Raw genomic sequence first — 20,416 nt, 5'->3', positions numbered from 1 at the left:
TATCGCACCACGCAACAGATTTTGCATATGCCGCGTCATGCGGTCGATCTGCTTTGGTGCCAATCGGCTGGCATCAAAGTGCCATCGAAAGCTCCCATCCAGAGCGCAAACCTGAAAAGTCAGCAAATCGCCGCAGAGGGTTGTCCTATCACTTTGGCTCAACGTAAGATCGCCACCGGCAGAACAGCTGTCTTTCGTGATTGTGATGCCAATCGGCCAGGGCTGGTGCGACCATAGCGCCTCCACGCCTCGCAACGACGGGCAGCGTGCGGTAAGATCTCGGGCGAAACTAACGTGCTCCCTCAGCTGAGCGCATTCGACCGCCACCGTTTTGCGCACGTCCTTAAAACCATGTGCAAGATCAATGGTAACTTCCATCGGCACGACAGAGGCGATCAACACCTCCACCGCTTTAAAGCCAATCTTCGATCTATCCGATGCAGGCGTCCATCCCAGTTGGAGCTCTGTTTCTCCCGTGATGCGGGCGAGATAGATCAGCCAAGCCGTTACCACGTATTCCATGCGATCATGTGGCGACAGTTTAGCCAAAGCACTTGGAATGACCCGCGAACTCGACTGCCATCTGGGCGGCGCTTCAGCCACGGGCGAAGTCGGGAAAGGAAGCTGCAATGTTCTAAGCTGCTCTAGCCGTTGTCGCCAAAAATTTTCTGAAGGCGCCAGCAATTCATGGGTGGCAGTTATGCTCCGCGCCTGTTCCTCGCTCAAGATCGGAAGGCGATCACCTTGATCCAGATTGGAGTGCTTGGCGAGGGCTCGCGCGTCCAGCACCTGCCCATCGCGGCCGCCAAAGCAAACATTGACATCCTCTGTACCCGTCGCCACCCGCCAATGGCTGGAGTGGACTTCAAGCAGGCAACCTGCCGGAACGCCCGAGCGTTGAGGCAGCACCTCCAGGTGCCTGATTGCGACAGCCTCATCACCTTCATCACCTACGAGCGCCTTGGGCAGACACAATGGATTGGGATGATACGGGCCAAAGTCTAGGGCACGCGTCGTCGTTGACAGATCTTGCGCGGATCGATCCCATCGCAGATAGCCTGCCGCATCTGGGCGTCGACGTTTCGGAAAATAACTTCTGTTCACCAGCGCCTGCGGATAGTCCGTAAGCTTCCCGCTCTCGAGGCCAGTTAAGAGCTCGCGAAAACTCTCGATCGCGGCTTCACAACATTTGAGGTTCAGGCTCATTGCCGTGTCGGTGGGCGCCACCAGCACTTGGCGCTGAACCACGACGTCACCCGTATTAACACCATCATCGATCCGATGCCACGTGATGGCATATTCGGTCTCTTGCGCCAGCAGCGCCCAAGACGTTGCGTGCGTTCCCGCATATCGTGGCAATGGACCGTCGTGGTAGTTAAATGCACCTCGACGCGCTCGCCTAAACACGTCCGGTGGCAATATGAACGGATTGGCAACGGAGAAAATCCAATCCACTGGCTCCGCCTTCAAAAAAGAGCAGAGCTCTTCAAGACTTTCCATGCTCGGGATATTGGCGCGAGCCGCCCAATCCGCGAATATGGCGTCACTACACAGGGCCGCACCAATGACCTGGCCCGTCGCCATTGCCAGCTGAGCGCAGCGGATTGCGAGCGTACCACTGCCCACAATGATGCCGGAGGAGATTGAACGCCCTGCAGGATTCCTATCCTGATCGCCTGGTTCGCAGCCACGGCCGCGCATCGGAGAAGACCGATATGCCATCTTTATCCCTCCCGCAGTCCACCCACCAAGCTGGGCAATTCCCGCCCAAGCCGCCGCGCCACGTAGCGGCCCAAACCGGTCACACTGGTTCGGATCTGCTCGGGAGTAACCGCGCTGAACGCTAATCGAATCCTGTAATCTTGAGAGTCATCCAACGCGAAGAAGCTCATGGGCATAACGATGACATTGTCATCTCTTGCACACTCGTTCATGCTCTCCGCGCTAAATCTGAAAGGAAGATCGAGGGTTAGGAAGAAGCCGCCGGAGGGGCGATTCCATCGAATCTGATCCGAGAACGGCGAAAACACACAATCCAGCTGACACAACATAAGGTCGCGATTGGCACGATACCAATCCAGCGCCGGCCGTATCCAGCCACGCAAGCTTACCCCCTGTTCGATCAACAGCCCTGCCACGATCGCTTGTGTAATTTGGCTCGTATTGAGGGTAACGAAACTCTTGCGCTGAACCAGATCTTCCCAAAGTACTCGGCAAGCTCCCGCGTCTCCAAATATCGTCTCGGGCAGTATCGCAGCTCCCACGCGGAGAGATGGGGTTAGCGTCTTGGAGAATGTAGACAGGTAGATGACACTTCCTACCTCATCCAAAGCGGCCATCGGAGGGATCGCATCACCTTCATACCGAAATAGCCGATATGGGTTATCCTCCAGAACGATGACCCGATGTCTGGCGCACACTTGAAGTACATCGCGTCGTGCGGCCAAATCGAGAACGCGCCCGGTCGGATTATCAAAATCGGGGATAAGATATACCGCCCGAGCCCTCCGACCATTTCGGCGCAATTGCAGGACTGCGAGCTCGATTGCCTCTGCAACGCAAGGCCCTGAGTTGGGTAAGGCTGCAACGGCGACCCTTTCGGCCTTAGCTGCACCGGTTGCGCCAATGTAGGTGGGGTTGCAGACCAGGAGCACGTCCGAAGGTTCGGGACACAGCGCCGGCAGGCAGACAGCAAGCGCCTCCTGGCAGCCTGACGTGATTAGTACGCGATCTGTCCTCGCGGGAACCGCCTCATCGGATCGAACCTGTTGTGCAACGAGCTCGCTGATAATGCCGGCAGTTCGTCCATACTGCAACAACTGAGAGTGTACTTGCCCACCTCCGTGATCGCCGGCTGAATACCGCTCATACACCACTAGCGCATTCAACAGCGCCTGGGGGTCAAGCCTATCGAAGAACCGATCACTTGGTCTGCCAGAGGCCAGGGAAATCGCCGACGGAAACGAACCCGAGACCTCGTTTAAGAAGTTCATTACTGAGGTTGGCGGCATATAATCCATCGTGGACCCTACGCAGAACTACCGGCAAGGTGAGGATCGCACCAGTGTGGGTTCGACAGCAGCATTCCGTTGAAACCAGCGGCACGGGCTAGACCGGTTCCAGAAATAGCCGTCTGATTGGCGAGTGTGATCGTCGAACATTGCTCTTACTCCGATTGTGGAGGGCTGTGCATTTTCCATGCCAAGCGAGAAAAACGCGTCTAAACAAGACGGTCGCTATAAAACTGCCATGACGAGTGTCTGACATCGAACATCGGGCGGTCCAAATTTAGCCCGGTATACTGGACTCGCCTGCTCGTCTTCCGTAGTTCGCGGTTGCAGGACTCCTTCCGGTGGCTGAGCGACAGTGTCTCCTGCCTTTCCGCCATCAGTGGGTAACGCACCTTCAACACCATGGCGGTGTCTGATGCTTGGAGTTCTCGACCGGAATAAACCGCCAGGCGGCGCTTCGCACATGGCCTCGGCATCCGCCCCGATTTTTGCGCGCACGGGCAGCAAAGGGGCGATCGCATCATCCGACGTTGCTGGTGATCGGTGCGACAGCCGTCATGCCGCTAGCCCGATGCACATTTCGCTTGCGGCCTCTCCTTCGGCGGACTTCGGCCCGCCATCGGCGGACCTCGCATGACTAGTGGCATCGATGCTGTGGATTGCAGGTCGGACACATGACTGAATCTGATCGACCGTGACCGCAATACAGTCGTGCATTCCACGGCCGCCTACACGTTGGGGGACTGGGACCGTCCATGTTCGCTCAGTATTTTCCGGACTGCTCCAACTGCTCAAAAAGTTCTTGGACGTTGTTGTCGAGAAATCCTTCCTCACCATTCCGATGTACAAGTTCGATGCTCAAGCCGGTGTTAGGGCATCGCGAAGAGAACGCCTGTGTTAGGCCCGGTCCGCTTATTACGGCTGTGTCAAACGACAGCCCTCGCTTCTTGAGGACCTCAATCATCGCCGACACATCGTCCACAGCCAGCGCGACATGGGCCAGACCTACCCCAAAATTCTCGACAAGTTGAGACACCTGCGACTCTGGTTCTGTGCCTTGACAAAGTACAAAGCACATCCCGTCGCGAACCATCTCCGCGCACACCATACCAGTCTTTTTACCCTTTATGTGCAATCGGCGCCTGAGGTTAAAACCAAGAACACCTTGAAACAAATGAATAGCGTCTTCCAGTCTATGAACGGCCAAGGCGATGTGGTCGATCCCACGAAATCGCAGGTTAGTGTGGTCATCCACCTGTGTGGTGTCTTGCGACGCGCTGTCAAATGACTCGTATACGGGATGACTCATTTCCATCTCCTTCTCTTTAGATAACGCATTTGGACTCTCGACTGGGCATGTATGCTGTAGGTTGGGCGACAGTAATGATATATGTGTCATCTCTTTCGCCTATCGGCGGGTACCAGCCCGGTTCTAAGCAGGCTCAACTATGATATGGCGGTCACCATCGTCACGAATCTTGCATTCGGGGGTAGCCGAGCGCCTTCCGCGGCTCATGTGGCACCGTTGGATCCTAGAACCGGGCCAAGCGATCATGTTCCCTATGGGGTCGGTGAGCGTTGATCTAGATCAAGGCGACGCGCATCGGAGGATGAGGTTTTCATCCTGCAGTTCCGTATCTGGCTAAAGGACGTGAACCCAATGGTGTGGCGTAGGGTTCAGGTAGCCTCGGCGATGACGCTGCGCGAGTTTCATGGCGTCCTTCAGGTCGCGATGGCATGGGAAGGCATCCACCTTTACCAATTCATCGTTCTCACTGCGCGATACGGCTCGTGGGAGACGGGTGCCCGTTCCCCGGCCATGACGCTTGGCGAATTGAAGCTGCGCAAAGGCAGCCGGTTCCTATACGAATACGACCTCAACATTTCCTGGGAGCACGAGATCCGGCTGGAGGAGCGCCAGTCAGTCAAACCGGGCGCTCACTATCCGGCATGCACGGGAGGAGACGGCGACGGCCCGAAGGAAGACTGCGGTGGGCCGGAAGCCTGGATGTGGCGGCAGGACAACGCCTTCGGCTACGAGACGATGGACGACCTGGAGATCACGACGGAGTTTCTGCAGGAGGTCGCCAAAAAGAAATCCTTCGCCGTGCTGGACGATCCAGACCGCGCCGAGGAACTGCGCGCCTCGCTGGGGAGACTGAAGGAGCGCGCAAGCTGACTGGGAAACCGTTTCGAACGCCGGAAAGCGAATGAACGGCTGCAACAGGGTGAACATCTCAACCTTATGCATCAGCAGATGTGAGGGTTCTGGCGTCTCGATCTTACGAAAGCAGGTCGACCGCCAGGGGCCACGTCATCACCGCAATCGTGCCGAATCCCCGTAAGCAACGCTCGTGCGGCCGGATCCGCAACCTGATCGAATTTCCAGCGCATGAGCACGGCGGTAACCCGAATTCGATATCACTGTCTCCAGCACGGCCGAAGGGCGCACACGGATGTTTTGCAGGCATAGGGTTTTCCACTCCGGCCATTCTGGAAAACTCGATGAGGGAAGACGACATGCGGGCGCGACTGGTATTGCAAATGCTGAATGACGACAGCGAGATCGTTGCGACCGAAACGGTCGCCGATCTGGTGAAGGTGACGAAAGGGCCCGAGGATCTTGGCCTGTCGTTGTCCGAGGCGAAGACCCTCCTTGCAAAACTGCAGCAGGTAATGGTGGAGACGCAGGTGGAATCGTGGCTCAGGGAAAATCGCGATCTGAATGGCCCCGCCTACGCAACAAGGGAAGCTATCCCGTCATCTTTCATACGCTATTCGGCGACGTGCGGCTGAAGAGCCCGCGCTATTGCCTGCCACGGATAGACGGCGCGAACGGTCCTGCAACGATCTCACCTCTATGGAAACTGATCCCCGACCACATCGCGCCCGAGCGCCTCTATCTGGAGACCCGGTGGGCCTCCCTCGTGCCCTACGCCGCGGCCGCCAAGCTGTTGGCCGACGTGCTGCCGATCGATTGCGGCGCCAATGCCACGACGGTCCGGCAGCATGCGTTGCGCGGCCCGCCGTATCGAGCGGGAGCTGACGGAAGAAAGAGTCTCCTTCATGCAGGATGCTTGCCCGCGCGACTGGACAAACCTGCCCATTCCGGATGGCCGCATCGTCATCGGCTTGGACGGCGGATACATCCTCGACCGCAACGACCGGAAGAAGAACTTCGAGCTGATCGTCGGTCGCTCGTTGCCCGAAGACGGTGATCCGCGCTACATCGGTTTCGTCCACGGCTACGACCTTAAGCCGCAGCGACGCATCCTCGATCATCTCAAAAAGCAGGGCGTGCAGGCCAATCAAGATATCACCTTCATCACGGATGGCGGCGAAGAGGTCCGCTCGCTCGCCCAGATGATCGCGCCGGCGAGCGGGCATGTCCTCGACTGGTTCCATATCACCATAAGGATCACCGTCCTTCGCCAGTTCGCGCAGGGACTCGAGAACTACGACGAGCAGGCCGGGCAGGATCTGCTTGAAGCCCTCCGCAGGATCAAATGGTATCTCTGGCATGGTAACGTCTATCGTGCCCGTGACGAAATTGCGGACCTGCAATTCGATGCGGAAGGTCTCGAAACGGACTATCCAAACTTGCGCAAGTTCCTGACCGCCATCGGCGAGTTCCAAGCCTACATCGCCTCCAACAGTGCGAGCCTGATCAATTACGGCGAGCGCTATCGGTCCGGTGAGCGCATCACCTCGGCCTTCGTCGAGGCCACCGTCAACGCCGTCATCTCCAAGCGTTTCGCCAAGAAACAGCAGATGCAGTGGAGCAGGATCGGCGCGCATCTTCTGCTGCAAACCCGCACACAGACCCTCGACGGCTCCCTGCGCTCAACCTTCCGGCAGTGGTATCCCGGTATGTCGAACGACAATCACGATCACAGAAAAACCGCTCGCGCCGCATGACCGCCCCACAAATCGTCATGCTCCCTGGGTTTGGTCCAAGCGTACCACTCATGCGGCATCTTCTGACGCTTCTGGTTATTGATCGCCCCTTCAAGAAGCTGAAGGTTCGCAAGCGATTATGTCGTTCCTGCAGCGTGTTCCAGAGATTATCAGGTAGTCCGGCCTTTCGCTGTTGCGCATCCGTGAAACGGCCCTGAGGATAGATATGGTCCACATGAAAATGACGAGAAAGATCGAAGCCGGGAAAGATCATCGACAGCAGTGCGAACGTCCGTGCATCACCATGGGGCAAATCGCACAACTCGTCGATTTCGACGTCGGTGAATGTGAGTGACTTGCCGCGAAGCGCCATCACAATCTCTGATTCCACGACGGGAAAACCCTGTTGCGGGTTGATGGAGATTTTCTCGCGAAGGGCAGTCAGTAGCGTGTCAAGACCGCTGCCCCAAATGCCTGATGCTTTCAGCACGCTGCGAATCAACCAGAGGCGGACTCCCTGTCTGCCGCGAACTCGGCACGGTGCAGGTAAGATCCGGCAAGTTTGCGAACATAGACATAATAGGCGATCGGAAGGATCGAACTCTCGGCCCGCAGGTTTTGATTGTTGAATCCGTGGGATGCAAGCAACTGGACGGCAATTAACATGGCTCCATGAATGCGCGGTCAATTGGCCTCAAGGACTGCCATATTCGTTTTGTTGAAATTCTCGACTTTGAAACCACGCTGCCAATGTCGGAGAGCATCAGGCCGGCTTTCAGAACAAGATCCTTCGTAAACTTGAAGCCGTCTCCCTGTTTGTTCATCTCGTCGACTAAGGAATGAATTGCCTCTTTGCTGCGGATAGCGGAAAGCGTGCTCGCATCCGACCCGCCTTGAACCCAAACTCGACTGCTGAAAGCTCCGATACACTTCATCATCTTCCGGCAGACCTTCCGGATTCACAAGATTAGGGGTTTGGGCGGCTGATCGTCAGGCTGCCTGAGCAAGCACCGCCTGCTCGCCGACGCCAAGCGCCGCGCATGCGGCTGCATTCTTCTCCGGCGTGTCCGCTAGCTTGTAACCAGCATCCAGCAGCCGCGTCGTATAGAGCTTGTTGTAGACGAACGCCCAGATCACGCCGACCACGAACCAGCCAAGGCCAAGTCCGAAAATGCCGGCCACGAAGCCGACGGCGATGAGGCCGAGCCCAATTCCGACATCGCCGCGAAACAAAGCCGGGAAGCCGCCGAAGAAGAAACTCGTCCAGCTGAAGCCGTAAAGGCCAGTCTTCACTACGCCGGTCGCCGGATTGATCATTTTTACTTCAGCTGCCATGCTTTCTCCGAATCATAGCCATATTTCGGGCTCTTTATAAATTTTTGACTTATGTCAATGGCATTGTTTCAGTAAATGCATAAAATTTCTATTTCGGATTTTCGCCAGCCCAGCGATTGCCCCGTCACATAGCTTATACACGAAAACCTGCAATATTCGTAACTCGTATTTTACAAATTTTCATTTTTCAATATGAAATCTCATTTTAATCAAAAGGTTCAATATTGGCTTGCATTTTTCATCCAACGTATGCTTGTGTAAGAATTGAAGTAAAAATCAATTGCAACATAACAATGACCATATAAATTTAGGGTATTTGGGGGGACCTCTTGCGAGGGCATCAGTCATTCTTAAAGAGCGGTCGCCTGACCGAAGCGAGAGAGCTCGACTATAAGGGAAGATTAATACTCGATACGTTTGAGGATGGTTCAGTCTATCTTCAAGCGCATCTGCCGGCCTATTCGAGGGTCTTTGCATCACCTGCCGTCAAGCGCGATGGGGGCAACGTGGTATCCGTCGCGTGGTATGGCGACATCACGGGAGCAGCCCAGAAATGGGGCGACGTCGATCCCGCCAGCCGGGCGCGCGCCTCCTCAATTCTGACCGGTCTCGTTAATTCGATCTTGAAACTGTCCGAAGATCCTGCCGACGATATGGCACAGATCCTGACGCGCTGGCTTCAGGTTCTCTCGCTTCGCGACGATCTCGTCGTCATCGACGGTCAGCCCGTCTTGACGAACTGGGGCATCGTTCCCGAAGCGATCGGTGACAATCCGGAAGCGCTGCTGCTGCATTTTCAGGCCGGATTGGGACAGTTTCTGACCCAGGGTACGCCGGATCGCGCCCGCCTCGATCCTGTCGCCAACGTTTCGGCACAGTCTCAGAAGGCAGCAGCGACAAGCCAGGCGCCCCTGGCGGAGCCCTCTGCCGAGGGCGGGGAGCGCCGACGCTGGCTGTCGGCGGCCGCCGTCTGCAGCATCCTGCCGGTCGGCATCGCATGTATACTCGCGATGATTGTTCTCCTGCTCCTGCTTGTGCCGGGTGTCCTGCTCTATTCCCGCGCTTCGCTGCAGGCGATCGCGATTGACCCGGCAAGTCTCGGCGAGGCGGAGGACGTCCTGCGCCAGCGTGTCGAGCAGATGCGGGCTCTGCTTGCGCAGGGATCCTGCCGTGCGCCCGACCAGCAGAGCCGGATCGACAGCGTCGCCCCGCAGGTCTTGTCTGCCCGGCCGCCCGCCGATACAGGTGCTGCAGGCATGAGCACGCCGCCATCCGGCCCGGCATCCGGAATGATCGCAGGCACGAGCCTGTTGCCGCCCTCTCCGAGCACGCTGAGGCCACCGGGACAGGCGAATGCGGGTTCCATCGTCGATCTCGTCGAACGCGCCACCGTCCTGGTCATTGCCCGGGAGCGTGACGGCAAGTCATCAACAGGAACCGGATTCTTTGTCGCGCCGCAGCGCATTCTGACCAATCGCCACGTGGTCGAGACTGCCGACCGCAACGCCATCTACGTGACCAACGCCGCGCTTTCGGGCGTCAGGCCGGTCAAGCTGCAATCGATGACCGACACGTCGGATTTCGGCGCTTCCGATTTTGCCCTTCTCGATCTTGATGGCAGCGGATCTCCGCAGGCGCTTTCGGTCACGACGAGCGCTGCAAAGGGCGACAATGTGCTTGCGGCGGGATTTCCCAGCGTCTTCATGGAAACAGACCCGCAGTTCCAGGCACTCATCCAGGGACAGCAATCCTCGGCGCCTGCCATGGTCTTAACGCAGGGCATTGTCACGGTGTTTCAGACAAGCCCGTCCGGTGTGCCGCTGGTCCTGCACAGCGCCGACATTTCGCCCGGCAACAGCGGCGGGCCCCTCATCGATTATTGCGGCCGGGTGGTGGGCGTCAACACGTTCCTGCGCACCGACAGCGACGATCAGATGCGCCTGAACTTCGCGCTCAAGACCGACAGCCTTCTCGATTTCCTCAAGGCCAATCACGTCGAGGTCGAGGCGCCGGGTGATGCCTGCGTGCCGGTAACGACTGCGAGTTCGGTTGATCGACCGGCCACACCGCAGTCGACGGGACCTTGACGTGGCAGACCTTCAAAAGATCGCTTCGACGTCTTCGATCGATCTGCAGCCCGTCGGCCCGCTGTCGGAGCGTGATCATGCACGCCTTGTCGACTGCCTCTCGCAGGCGATAGGCGCCGACGCTGCCTCCCTGCTTGCCGAACCAGTAACGAACAGGGACGGCTCCCAGAGCGATTGGTACAGCCGAAGGCGCGGTGCGGCGCAGCCGCTTTCGGCACTCGACGAAACGCAGGCCGAGGCTCTGCGTACGAAGCTTGGAGAGATCGAGCAGCAGATCGAGGGCCTCGCCGCCAGATTGTCGGCCAGTCCGCACCCGGACGACCGCTCCATGGCATCCGCCCTGCAAAACGCGCTGATTGTGCCCGGCGAAGGCTTCATCTACGCGGTCGATGGCTGGCCGGTGCTGACGGCATGGGGGTTTACCCATGCCCGCAAGCCGGGCTACCGCGGCGGGCTTTCGAAGATCGCGCCGCTGAAGCCGGAACGCCCGTCGCTCGGCTCTCCGGCACGCTATGTCGAACCGGCCGCCCAGGCGGAGCCAGTCGCAGTCGCGCAACAGGGACAGGTGATTGAGCGCTTGCGGAGCGCCCGCGGGTGCTTGCCGCTGCTCCTCTGGCTGCTGTTTGCGCTCCTCGTCGCAATCATCCTGTTCGTATTGCTGCGCGCCTGCGCTTTCGGGATTTCCATTCCCTTTCTCGACATCGGCACATGCCGCGCCGGCGCGACTGTTTCGACGATCGGCGACCTGCAACGCGAAATCGTCGCACTCGAAGGCCAGCTAATCGGCCGTCGGGACGATTGCCAGACACGTGGACTTGCCTTTGCCGGTCCGGGCGCTGCCCGCTCGGGACAATCGCTCGAATCGACGATCGACGACCGGCTGGCCGAGCGCAATGCCGGAAAGGGAAGCCTGCAGATTTCGCTCGTATGGGACGGTTATGCCGACCTCGATCTGTCGCTAATATGCGGCGCCGGGAGCATCGATTACCGCTCCCCCCGGGGCTGCGGCGGTATTCTGGACGTCGATTCCAACAATGGACGGACCGCAACGGCGCGGCCGGTCGAAAACATCACCTGGGCTGACCAGCAAGGCGTCCCGGCCGGTGACGTGCCGATCGCGATAACGCTTTTCAACCGGCGCAACGAAACCCGCACGGCCATTCCCTACACGGTTCGTATCCGCCGCAAGGACGGCGACACGGTCCTGTCGGAGCGCGTCATCGAGGGCGTGGCGGACGCCAATCAGCTCGGCCGCCCGGCGGTTGTCGGAAAATTGAATCCATGAAGTCAAAAGCGAGAGCGCAGTCATGACGATATTTGCGGAAACGGTGCTTGTTCCTTTTTCGGGAATCCAGTTCGTCACCCATGCCTTCGACCTCAATCGGCTGAGCGGATTCAAGCCGAGGTTCATCGAGAGACCCTTTCCGGACGAGCAGACGGAGGACGGAGTGCCGTGGAAGCTTCTCCAGGGCTGGAACGAGACCGATTCCAGCCAGGATCCTCCCAATATCGAGCGTGCGGGGGACGATGCCTATGATATCTCGAAGACGGCCGCCCTCGATCCCTTCATCGGCAAATGGGTGCCGGTGCCCTATTTGAGACGGCGGCCGGGACGCGGACAGAATGGCGAGATCGACTACGACAAGGGCCCGACCAACTGGGTGCGGGTGCTCATCAGGCGCGACGAGACCCCGCATGATGACGACGGCATGTGGTACAAGGCGGTCTTTGCCTTCGACACCAACCTTGCTGGCGACCTCGATGAGGCCGACGATGCCGAACGCCTCTACACGGCACCGCGCATCATGGACGCGGCAAACCCCTGCGAATTCTGCTTTGTCGCATCGATGAACCGGATCGGCTGGTTCCTCTCCGATCCGCGCGAAATGCCGGGCCGGACGGAAAAGGAAGACGTCCAAGCATGGGTCGCCGACTGGCTGGAAGAGTTGTTCGACGAATTCTTGAAGCTGAAGACGAAGGGACGCACGCCGGAAAAGTCACATCAGCTCGAACATGCCGCCCGCTGGATCGCGCTCCTGCATCTGTTGCAGAGCACGATCGAGCCCGGCAACGTGCGCTTCGTCGACACCGTCTCCGAGGGCCGCTCGCTGCGGCCGGTCGATGTCGATCTCATTCTCGATGTCGGCAACAGCCGTACCTGCGGCATGCTCATCGAAAACTATCCGAACGAGGATTCAATCGAGCTCAACAATTCCCTGATCCTCAGGCTCAGAGATCTCGAATATCCGGCAAATACCTATGACGAGCCGTTCGAAAGTCATGTCGCGCTGTCGCAGGCCTGGTTCGGCAAGGACAATTTCTCCCGTTCGTCCACTCGCGAGCGGGCCTTCTTCTGGCCGACGATGGTGCGTGTCGGCCCAGAAGCGTCCCGCCTGAAATCCCGCCGCAGCGGATCGGAATCGATCGTCGGCATGTCGTCGCCGAAGCGCTATCTCTGGGACGTCGCGGCCGTCAACCAGCCCTGGCGGTTCCCGCAATCGGATTATACCGCCGATGGCGAACTGCCGCCGATCGGGCGCCTCGCCAGGCGCTATCTCAATCCCAATGGGGACGTGCTTTCGCAAGTGCGCAAGGACAAGGATTTGTTTGCCGCCCTCTACCCGAAGAGCCGGTCGGCAGATTACACCCGGCCGAGCCAGCATCTGACCTATTCGCGCTCCTCCTTCTACGCGCTGATGCTGACCGAGGTGATCTTTCAAGCGATGGTCATGATCAACGATCCTGCCGTACGCTCCGAGCGGCGCCAGAGCGAGGCGCCCAGACGCCTGCGCCGGATCGTGTTGACATTGCCCTCAGCGCTGCCGATCCGCGAACAGCAGATCATGAAGTCGCGGGCCGAAAGCGCCATCGCCTTCATCTGGGACATCATGCAGTGGTCGGAAAATCCGCCACCGGGATTGACCCGGCCGAGCGTGCTCGTGTCGTGGGACGAGGCAAGCTGCGTGCAGCTGGTCTGGCTTTACGGCGAGATCAGCCGCCGGTTCGGCGGCCGCATCCGCGAGTTCTTCGAACTCGTCGGCAAGCCTCGCAAGCGCTTCAAGACCGATGAACCCCCGGCCGAGACTGCGGCACTGGAACCGTCCTTGCGCGTCGCCAGCCTCGATATCGGCGGCGGCACCACCGATCTGATGATCACCACCTATTTCCAGGACGAGGATCGTGCCATCGTCCCGGTTCAGACCTTCCGCGAAGGCGTGCGGATTGCCGGCGACGACATTACCCGCGCAGTCATTGAGCGCTGTATCATACCGGCGCTTGAGCGGGCTCTTCTCGAACACGGCCTTTCCAACGCGCGTGTCATGCTGCGCGATCTCTTCAACGGCGATCGCGCCAACATGGCGGAGCAGCAGAAACACAATCGCCGGCAGTTCGTCCTGCGCGTCCTTGTTCCTGCCGCCCTCGGCCTGATGTCGCGCTACGAGGAGACCAGCCTTGACCGCTACGAAAGCGTGGGTGCGGCAAGCCTTGGTCAGTTGATCCGGCATGCCGAGGCCGTATCGGAAACGGTTTTGCGTTACGTTCAGTCCGCCGTCGAAGCCAGCGGCCTTGGTCCGCTCGACCTGATGGCGATCCCGGTACCGCTCGATTTCCGGCTGCTCGCAAATGCGATCGCCGAGACGATGGATGTCGTGCTCGATCCGATGAGCGAAGCACTCGCGCACTTCGATTGCGACTATGTCCTGCTCTCCGGCCGGCCGACGAAACTTGCAGCCATCAGCGAAGGCCTGACAGACCGGCTCTTCGTCGGGCCGGATCGTCTGCTGCCGATGGCGCGCTATCAGGCCGGCAACTGGTATCCCTTCCGCAGCAAGGACAATACGACGATCGGAGATCCGAAGTCCTGCGCAGTGGTCGGCGGCGTTCTCTGCACGCTCGCCGAACGCTCCATCGTCAACTTTCTGGTCTACACGCACCTCCTGCAGGCCCATTCGACGACCCGCTATCTCGGAGAGCTGGAGAGAGACGGCAAGCTCCTCGACAACAAGGTGCTGTTCAGCCTGGACAAGGTCGGCGTCGGCGGCGCGGCCACGAGCGACGAAGTCCTTTCGGTCTATACGGAATCGCTGATCGGCTATCGCCAGCTGCCCTATGAACGCTGGATCACCTCGCCGCTCTATCATCTGAAGCTCGACGACAGCAGGCCGCCGCCGCCGATCCGCATCACCCTGTCGCGCGACCAGATCAGCGAACTCGAAGACGACGAGTCTCCCGACGAGCGTGCGCGCCGGCTTCTCGTCCACGAGGGCAGCAAGGAGGATATCCGCATCGCAGAGGCCATCGACGACAACGGTGCCGATGTCCAGCGATCGGTGACCATCTCGTTTCGGACATTTCCCTTGTCGGCCGGCGAATACTGGCTCGATTCCGGCATCCTGATGATTTGACGGAGCGATGATGAGAAACGCGACAAAACTCCTCCAGTCCAATGCCCAGGCGCTCGTCGCAGTCACGCGCAACGGCATCGATTGGCTCAACAATCCCGTCAATGAAAGCCGACTCGGAGAAGCCAAGGGGGCTCTCGGCAAGGAACTGAGACGTGCGGCCGTCGAAGCGGCCCATCTCGTCGAGGCGTCCACACGCCCGATGGCGGTTGCCGTCTTCGGCGCAAGCCAGGTTGGAAAGTCGCATCTGATTTCGGTGCTCGCCCGCACCAATGACCAGCTTTACGCGGTCTTCGACGGTGTCAGCGAACCGGTCAGCTACATCAACAAGATCAATATCGACAAGGGAACGGAATCGACTGGCGTCGTCACGCGCTTCACGCTTCGCACCGCTCCGGCGCCGGCGGGCTTTCCCGTATGCCTGCGGCTGCTGTCGCATACTGATATCGTCAAGATTCTCGCCAACGCCTATTTCTTCGACGGCAAGCCCAATACCTTCCCCGAGCGCGAAGAGATCGAGCGGCACCTTGACCGCTTCCGCGGGCGGACGGGCGGGCGGGCCGACAACGGCCTGCGCATCGAGGACGTCTGGGATCTCCAGGATTATTTCAAGCAATATCTTTCCGACTCCGCGCTGACCGGCAAGCTCGGCTCGTTCTGGCTGGTTGCCGAGCAGGTCTTCGAGGCGCTGGGCGTCGAGGAACTCGGCGACTTCTTTTCGCTCTTGTGGGGCGAACACAAGGCGATCACCAAACTCTATGTCGACCTTGCGGGCGGCCTGCAGAAGCTCGGCTTTGCCAGCGATGCCTTCGTGCCGCTCGGTGCGATCGATGCGACCGACCCGGCAATCATCAGCCTGGTCGTCGTCGATGGGCTGAACGACATCGCCGCCGGGTCGCAGCAGCGCCTCGATATCCGCACTTTGGCGGGCGCTGTCGCATCGCTGCCGCGATCGACGGTCGCGGCGCTGACGGCCGAGCTGTGGATCACCGTTCGCGACAAGCCCTGGGATTTCTTCGACCACACAGACCTTCTGGATTTTCCCGGCTATCGAAGCCGCGGCCTCAAGGCCGCCGATATTCAGGCGGGAGAGGGCGATGAGGGGCAGAGCGGACTGGCCCGCTATCTGGCGCTCAATCCCGACATGACGCTGAAGACCCTGCTTCTGCGCGGAAAGGTCGAATATCTGTTCCAGCGCTATGTCGCCGAGCAGGAAATCACCTCCATGCTGCTGTGCTCCAAACCGAGCAACATGGATGTCGATCAGCTTCCGCAGGTTGTCGCCAAATGGATCAGCGTCACACATGGGGCGAGGCCGCAGGACCGCCCCGGTAAAGAAGTGCTGCTGTTCTTCGTGCTCACCATGTTCGACATGCATTTCGAACAGAAGCAGAGCGACGAAAGCTTCGGCCTGGCCCCGCGTTTCGAGGGGCGGATGAAGGCCTCGCTCCTCGACCCGTTCGGCAATACGCCGGATACCTGGGTGAAGAGCTGGACGCCCGGCGAACCGTTCCGCAACACCTTTCTGATGCGCAATCCCAACATCAAGAACCTTCAGGTGTTCCAGTTCGAAGGTGGCCGGGAAGCGGCAGTCAGGCCGGACCAGGAAGCTTTCATCGATGCGCTCAAGACTGCGTTCTGCACAGTGCCGGCGGTTGGCGAGCATTTCACGGATGCTGCACGAGCGTTCGATGAAATGATGAAGCTCAACGATGGCGGTGCCCAATACATCGCCCAGAATCTCGCGCCCGTCTGCGATCCGATGATCAAGGAACGTCAGATCGCCTTTCGCCTGCAGCGTCTGAAGGCCAGACTTCATGAACGGCTGGCCCGCTACTACGTCGCTTCCGACGTGTCGGTGCGGCTTACCGAACGCCGGCAGGCAGCCGAATGGATCATGGACGAACTCTATCTCTGCGACGAAGCGCAGCGTTTCGCCTCGTTCCTGCGCGGCCTGATGCTCGACAGCGGCCGCATTTCCGACCAGCTCCATGCCGCGACGCTGAACCGGGCCGTGCCCGTTGCGCAGCCGGCGGCCGGCGCAAGCCCGGCAGAACCGGCGGCACGACAGCGGCCGGGCATCGGTCGCGCCAGGCCGGGTGCGGTTTCGGCGGATACGACAGTGCTGCCGGCCACAGGCAGCGCGTCCGCGGCTGCCGCCCAGGCTTCGCGCGAGAGGCTGCTCGCGGAAGCGGCCTTTGCAGCACTTGTCGACAATTTCTACGAACGGGCGGACGATCCGCATTTTTCCCGTTTTGCCGGCATGTCCGCCGACGGGATCCGGGAGGTCGCCAACGAACTTGTCTCGGCGGCGCGCAGGGTCGATCTCGTGTCGGTTCTCGAGCGGCAGATCCTGCGGATCGCCTTCGTCGATCGGCGCGACCAGATGATCGACAAGGCAAGCGTCGCTGCCGAACAGGTTCTCAACCGCTTCGTCTCGGATTTCGGAACGACTGTTCTGCTGGAGAAGGAACGTCCTGTCGTCGAAGTGGACGGACGCGCCCGCAGCGTCTTTGCCGCGCGGCCGACCGCCTATGACACGCTCGGCATCAAGCTGCAGCCGGATCGTTTCCGGGAACGCTATGTCGACGACTGGATCAACGCTTTCTACCAGGCGGTCGAAAGCAACGCCCTGAGCGACAACGGCGGCGGTGTTGATCCGCTCGCCAATGCCCAGCTCGGCGACATCCTTCAGACGCTTTCGGAGAATGTATGACGACCGTTTCAGCCAAGGAGCAGAGCCAATGAGGATCGTGTCGGCACTGGCCGAGCATGGAAGCGGGCATGCCTGGCTCGACATCGGCATGCCGGCGGCGGCGGGCATGCGCGTGACGGTCGAACGCGATGCCGAAAAAAACTGCTTCCTCGGCCCGCACGGCTGGCAGAACCTTCGAGCCGAGATCGCCGCGATCGAGCCGCCGGACGGTCGGCGGGCAAACAGTCTGCTTCTCGGACCGAATATCGTCGACCATCTGAAGGATGGCGACTTCGTGACCATATCGGTCGGCGGCACCGGTTTTGCGGAAAGCGACTTCTGGCCGCCGATCCCCATATCGGGGCGCAAGGCACGCGGCGATGGTATGGTCGGCGTTACACCCGGCCCGATCGGGAAAAAGGATACCGGCGGCCCGAAGCCTCCCGGCCCCGGTGGAGGCAAGACGATCGTCGATCCGCCGATCGGCGATCCCGGACCTGGGCCCGGTCCTGGCATCGAACCACCGGCGAGGCGCCATTTTGGATGGATCGCCGCGCTCGTCATCCTTGCCATCGCTCTGGTCGGCGGGGGAATTTTCGCTGTCAGGTTTCTGCCTGAGGGAACGCTTGACAACCTTCAGGCACGCATAACCAGCACCGTCGATAATCTTCGCGACATGGTTTTTCCGCCTCCGCCGGAGCCTCCGACCGACTGGTCGGCCGTTCTGCGCGATCCCAGCTCGACGCCGGAGAAGCTTTATCAGTCGGCGATAGACACCCGCTCGGGTCCGCAGACGCTGGACCTGTCGCACGAGCTTCTCTATCAGGCCGCGCTGCGCGGCAATGTGCAGGCGCAGAAGGACTATTCCAGGCTCTACGACCCGACCGTCACCGAGACGACGGGCTGGACCGGCCGCAAGAACGCGCGCACTGCGCTCGAATACTATCGGAAACTGCAGGACGGCGGTGATCAGGCGGCAGGCCAGGATATCCGTCGCATCTGCGATTTCCTGAAGCCCGATATCTTCGTCAACGCCGAAAGCCGCACGGCCTTCGACGACTATTGCTCCTGATACTCAGAGGAAAGCCTCGATGATTACGCGCATCCTACTGGCTTTTTGCCTTCTGTCTCCGGGACTTCTTCTGTCCCTCCCGCTTGCTTTCGACCCGGTGCCCGCCCTTGCCGATCAGCCGAGCAGGGCAGCACTGCCGATGCCCGGCAAAACCACACTCTACCAGCGCGTTATCACTAAGCCCGCCGGCGTCATGCGCAAGGAGCCGCGAGCCGACGGCGATGTTGTCGAGGCGAAGGTTCCGACCTTTTCGGTTTTCTACATCTATGCCGAGCGGGACGGCTTCGTGGAGCTTGGCAGCAACAGCCACGGCGAAACAAAGGGCTGGATGGCCCGGGATTCCGTCGTCGACTGGAAGCAGTCGATTGTCGTCGCGTTCAACAATCGGGCCGATGCAGGTCGCGACCGGCAGTCGTTTTATGCTGACAAGGCCCAGCTGGAGCACGCATTGTCGAGCGGCGGACGCTCGGCCGAGGGCGTGATCGCGCGCGAGCCGGAAAACGCGATCGACATCGCGCAGAACTTCTATCTCCTGCCCATTCTGGGCCATGAATCGACCTATCTGCCCGGCGACAGCGAGGGGAACCTTCTCGAAGTCGCGTCGGTGACGGAAGACACCGAAAACCGTGACGACCGTGACTTCAAGGCCGCCGTCGTCTTCGTCATCGACACCACCGTCTCGATGGACCCCTATATCGAGCAGACCAAGCAGGCGGTTCAGCAAATCAGCCAGACGCTGGAAAACTCCGACCTTGCCGGCAAGTTCTCTTTCGGGCTGGTCGGCTTCCGGCAATCCGAGCGCACCAATCCCGGTATCGGCTATCACGTCCGCAACTTTCTGCCGCTCTCCTCTCATAGCGGTGCAGCCGAATTCATTACGAAGATCGACCAGATGAAGGTTGCGTCACGCCCGACAGAAGGCTTTGACGAGGATTCGATCGGCGGCATCGATCTAGCGATCAAGGACAATGACTGGCGCGATTTCAAGGCCCGCTATCTCATCCTGATCACCGATGCCGGCCCCCGTTCCCCCGAACTCGGCGACAATTACGCACAGATGCTGAGCGTCGGAGAGCTTGCCGGCAATCTGCGCGCCAACAAGATCAGGGCCCAGATTCTTCATCTGAAGACGCCGGCAGGCGCCAGCGACCATGCCTCGGCCGAGGCAAAATATCGCGAAGTCTCGGCGATGGATGGGTCCGCCTATGCGCGCTACACGTCCGTCAGGAACGGCGACCTGCACGCCTTCCGCTCGGAGATCGACGTCGTCGCCTCCGAAATCCTGGGCACGAGTCGCGACATCGCCGCCAACCGTGAAATCACCGAGCCCGAGGCGCAGGATGTTTCGACATCGGCCAATATCCGCCGCGCTGCGCGCGCCTTCCAGCTCGAATATGTGGGCAGCCGCGAAGGCGAAAGCGCGCCGCCCTTTTACCGTGCCTGGACGGTCGATCGCGCCTTCAACGATTTTCGCCGGCAGGCGCTCGATGTACGCATCCTTCTGACCAAGAACCAGCTGTCGACCATGACGGAGAACCTGCGGGAAATCGTCGAGCGGGCAAATCGGCCGGGCGAGCTGCTCGATGCCAACAGGTTCTTTCAGGACATCCAGGATCTTGCCCTGAGGACATCCAACGATCCGACGCAGCTCAACGAGAATCGGACGCTTGGAAATGCGATCGCCGAATATCTCGACGACCTGCCCTACAAGAGCCAGACTACGGCATTGACGATGCAGGACTGGGTCAGCGCCGGGGCCACCGAGCAGCGCGACATCATGCACGCCCTGAACTCCAAGCTCGAATTCTACGAACGTGTGCACAACAATCCCGACCTCTGGTTCGCGCTGCACGAGGATGCCGCGCCGGGCGAATACGTCACCACCATGTCGCTCGACCGCATGCCGTGAACCGGCC

General features: G+C 59.8%; 11 protein-coding genes and 1 pseudogene. 8 read left to right on the top strand and 4 right to left on the bottom strand.

What is annotated here, in order from left to right; translation table 11 throughout:
* The 3 genes from V8P77_RS32030 to V8P77_RS32020 form a co-directional block, all read right to left on the bottom strand.
* Positions 1-1,722 (bottom strand): formyltransferase family protein (locus tag V8P77_RS32030; RefSeq protein ID WP_264399562.1); only part of this gene is annotated, 1,722 nt, incomplete at its 3' end.
* Between the two features lie 2 nt (positions 1,723-1,724).
* Entirely contained in the window at positions 1,725-3,020 is a 1,296-nt protein-coding gene (locus V8P77_RS32025) for an aminotransferase-like domain-containing protein (protein ID WP_264399561.1), read from the bottom strand.
* Positions 3,021-3,774: 754 nt separating this feature from the next.
* A complete protein-coding gene (locus V8P77_RS32020) occupies positions 3,775-4,320 on the bottom strand; it encodes a VOC family protein (protein WP_264399560.1) in 546 nt (181 codons plus the stop codon).
* Between the two features lie 312 nt (positions 4,321-4,632).
* On the opposite strand from V8P77_RS32020, the gene V8P77_RS32015 reads away from it, so the two are divergent.
* Complete coding sequence (locus tag V8P77_RS32015) at positions 4,633-5,190, top strand: plasmid pRiA4b ORF-3 family protein (protein WP_319641422.1); 558 nt, start codon at positions 4,633-4,635, stop codon at positions 5,188-5,190.
* A 341-nt stretch (positions 5,191-5,531) separates the two neighbouring features.
* Positions 5,532-6,929 (top strand): annotated as a pseudogene (locus tag V8P77_RS32010) (ISKra4 family transposase).
* Positions 6,930-7,898: 969 nt separating this feature from the next.
* Here the strand turns inward: V8P77_RS32010 and V8P77_RS32005 are convergent.
* Positions 7,899-8,243, bottom strand: a complete 345-nt coding sequence (locus tag V8P77_RS32005; protein WP_264399559.1) for a hypothetical protein — start codon at positions 8,241-8,243, stop codon at positions 7,899-7,901.
* Between the two features lie 506 nt (positions 8,244-8,749).
* Here V8P77_RS32005 and V8P77_RS32000 point away from each other — a divergent pair.
* The 6 genes from V8P77_RS32000 to V8P77_RS31975 are packed head-to-tail and all read left to right on the top strand — an operon-like array spanning position 8,750 to position 20,409.
* Entirely contained in the window at positions 8,750-10,330 is a 1,581-nt protein-coding gene (locus tag V8P77_RS32000; RefSeq protein ID WP_264399558.1) for a trypsin-like peptidase domain-containing protein, read from the top strand.
* 1 nt (position 10,331) lies between these two features.
* Positions 10,332-11,615 (top strand): hypothetical protein, encoded by a 1,284-nt coding sequence (locus tag V8P77_RS31995; protein ID WP_264399557.1) that lies wholly within the window; start codon positions 10,332-10,334, stop codon positions 11,613-11,615.
* A gap of 22 nt (positions 11,616-11,637) precedes the next feature.
* Positions 11,638-14,736, top strand: a complete 3,099-nt coding sequence (locus V8P77_RS31990; RefSeq protein WP_264399556.1) for a virulence factor SrfB — start codon at positions 11,638-11,640, stop codon at positions 14,734-14,736.
* Between the two features lie 10 nt (positions 14,737-14,746).
* Entirely contained in the window at positions 14,747-17,449 is a 2,703-nt protein-coding gene (locus tag V8P77_RS31985) for a virulence factor SrfC family protein (protein ID WP_264399555.1), read from the top strand.
* A 28-nt stretch (positions 17,450-17,477) separates the two neighbouring features.
* A complete protein-coding gene (locus tag V8P77_RS31980) occupies positions 17,478-18,500 on the top strand; it encodes a hypothetical protein (protein ID WP_264399554.1) in 1,023 nt (340 codons plus the stop codon).
* A gap of 19 nt (positions 18,501-18,519) precedes the next feature.
* On the top strand, positions 18,520-20,409 hold the full coding sequence (locus V8P77_RS31975) for a vWA domain-containing protein (RefSeq protein ID WP_264399553.1): 1,890 nt from the start codon (positions 18,520-18,522) through the stop codon (positions 20,407-20,409).
* The last annotated feature ends 7 nt before the right edge of the window (positions 20,410-20,416 follow it).

Source organism: Rhizobium aouanii (genome assembly GCF_037002925.1).
GTDB classification, from domain to species: domain Bacteria; phylum Pseudomonadota; class Alphaproteobacteria; order Rhizobiales; family Rhizobiaceae; genus Rhizobium; species Rhizobium aouanii.
The sequence above is the reverse complement of the archived record's forward strand: the minus strand, read 5'-3'. Positions and strand labels throughout refer to the sequence as shown.

Coding starts and splice junctions, on each gene's coding strand:
- V8P77_RS32020 (WP_264399560.1), bottom strand. CDS start 4,320: ATGAGTCATCCCGTATACGAGTCATTTGACAGCGCGTCGCAAGACACC.
- V8P77_RS31975 (WP_264399553.1), top strand. CDS start 18,520: ATGATTACGCGCATCCTACTGGCTTTTTGCCTTCTGTCTCCGGGACTT.
- V8P77_RS31985 (WP_264399555.1), top strand. CDS start 14,747: ATGAGAAACGCGACAAAACTCCTCCAGTCCAATGCCCAGGCGCTCGTC.
- V8P77_RS31990 (WP_264399556.1), top strand. CDS start 11,638: ATGACGATATTTGCGGAAACGGTGCTTGTTCCTTTTTCGGGAATCCAG.
- V8P77_RS32025 (WP_264399561.1), bottom strand. CDS start 3,020: ATGGATTATATGCCGCCAACCTCAGTAATGAACTTCTTAAACGAGGTC.
- V8P77_RS32005 (WP_264399559.1), bottom strand. CDS start 8,243: ATGGCAGCTGAAGTAAAAATGATCAATCCGGCGACCGGCGTAGTGAAG.
- V8P77_RS31980 (WP_264399554.1), top strand. CDS start 17,478: ATGAGGATCGTGTCGGCACTGGCCGAGCATGGAAGCGGGCATGCCTGG.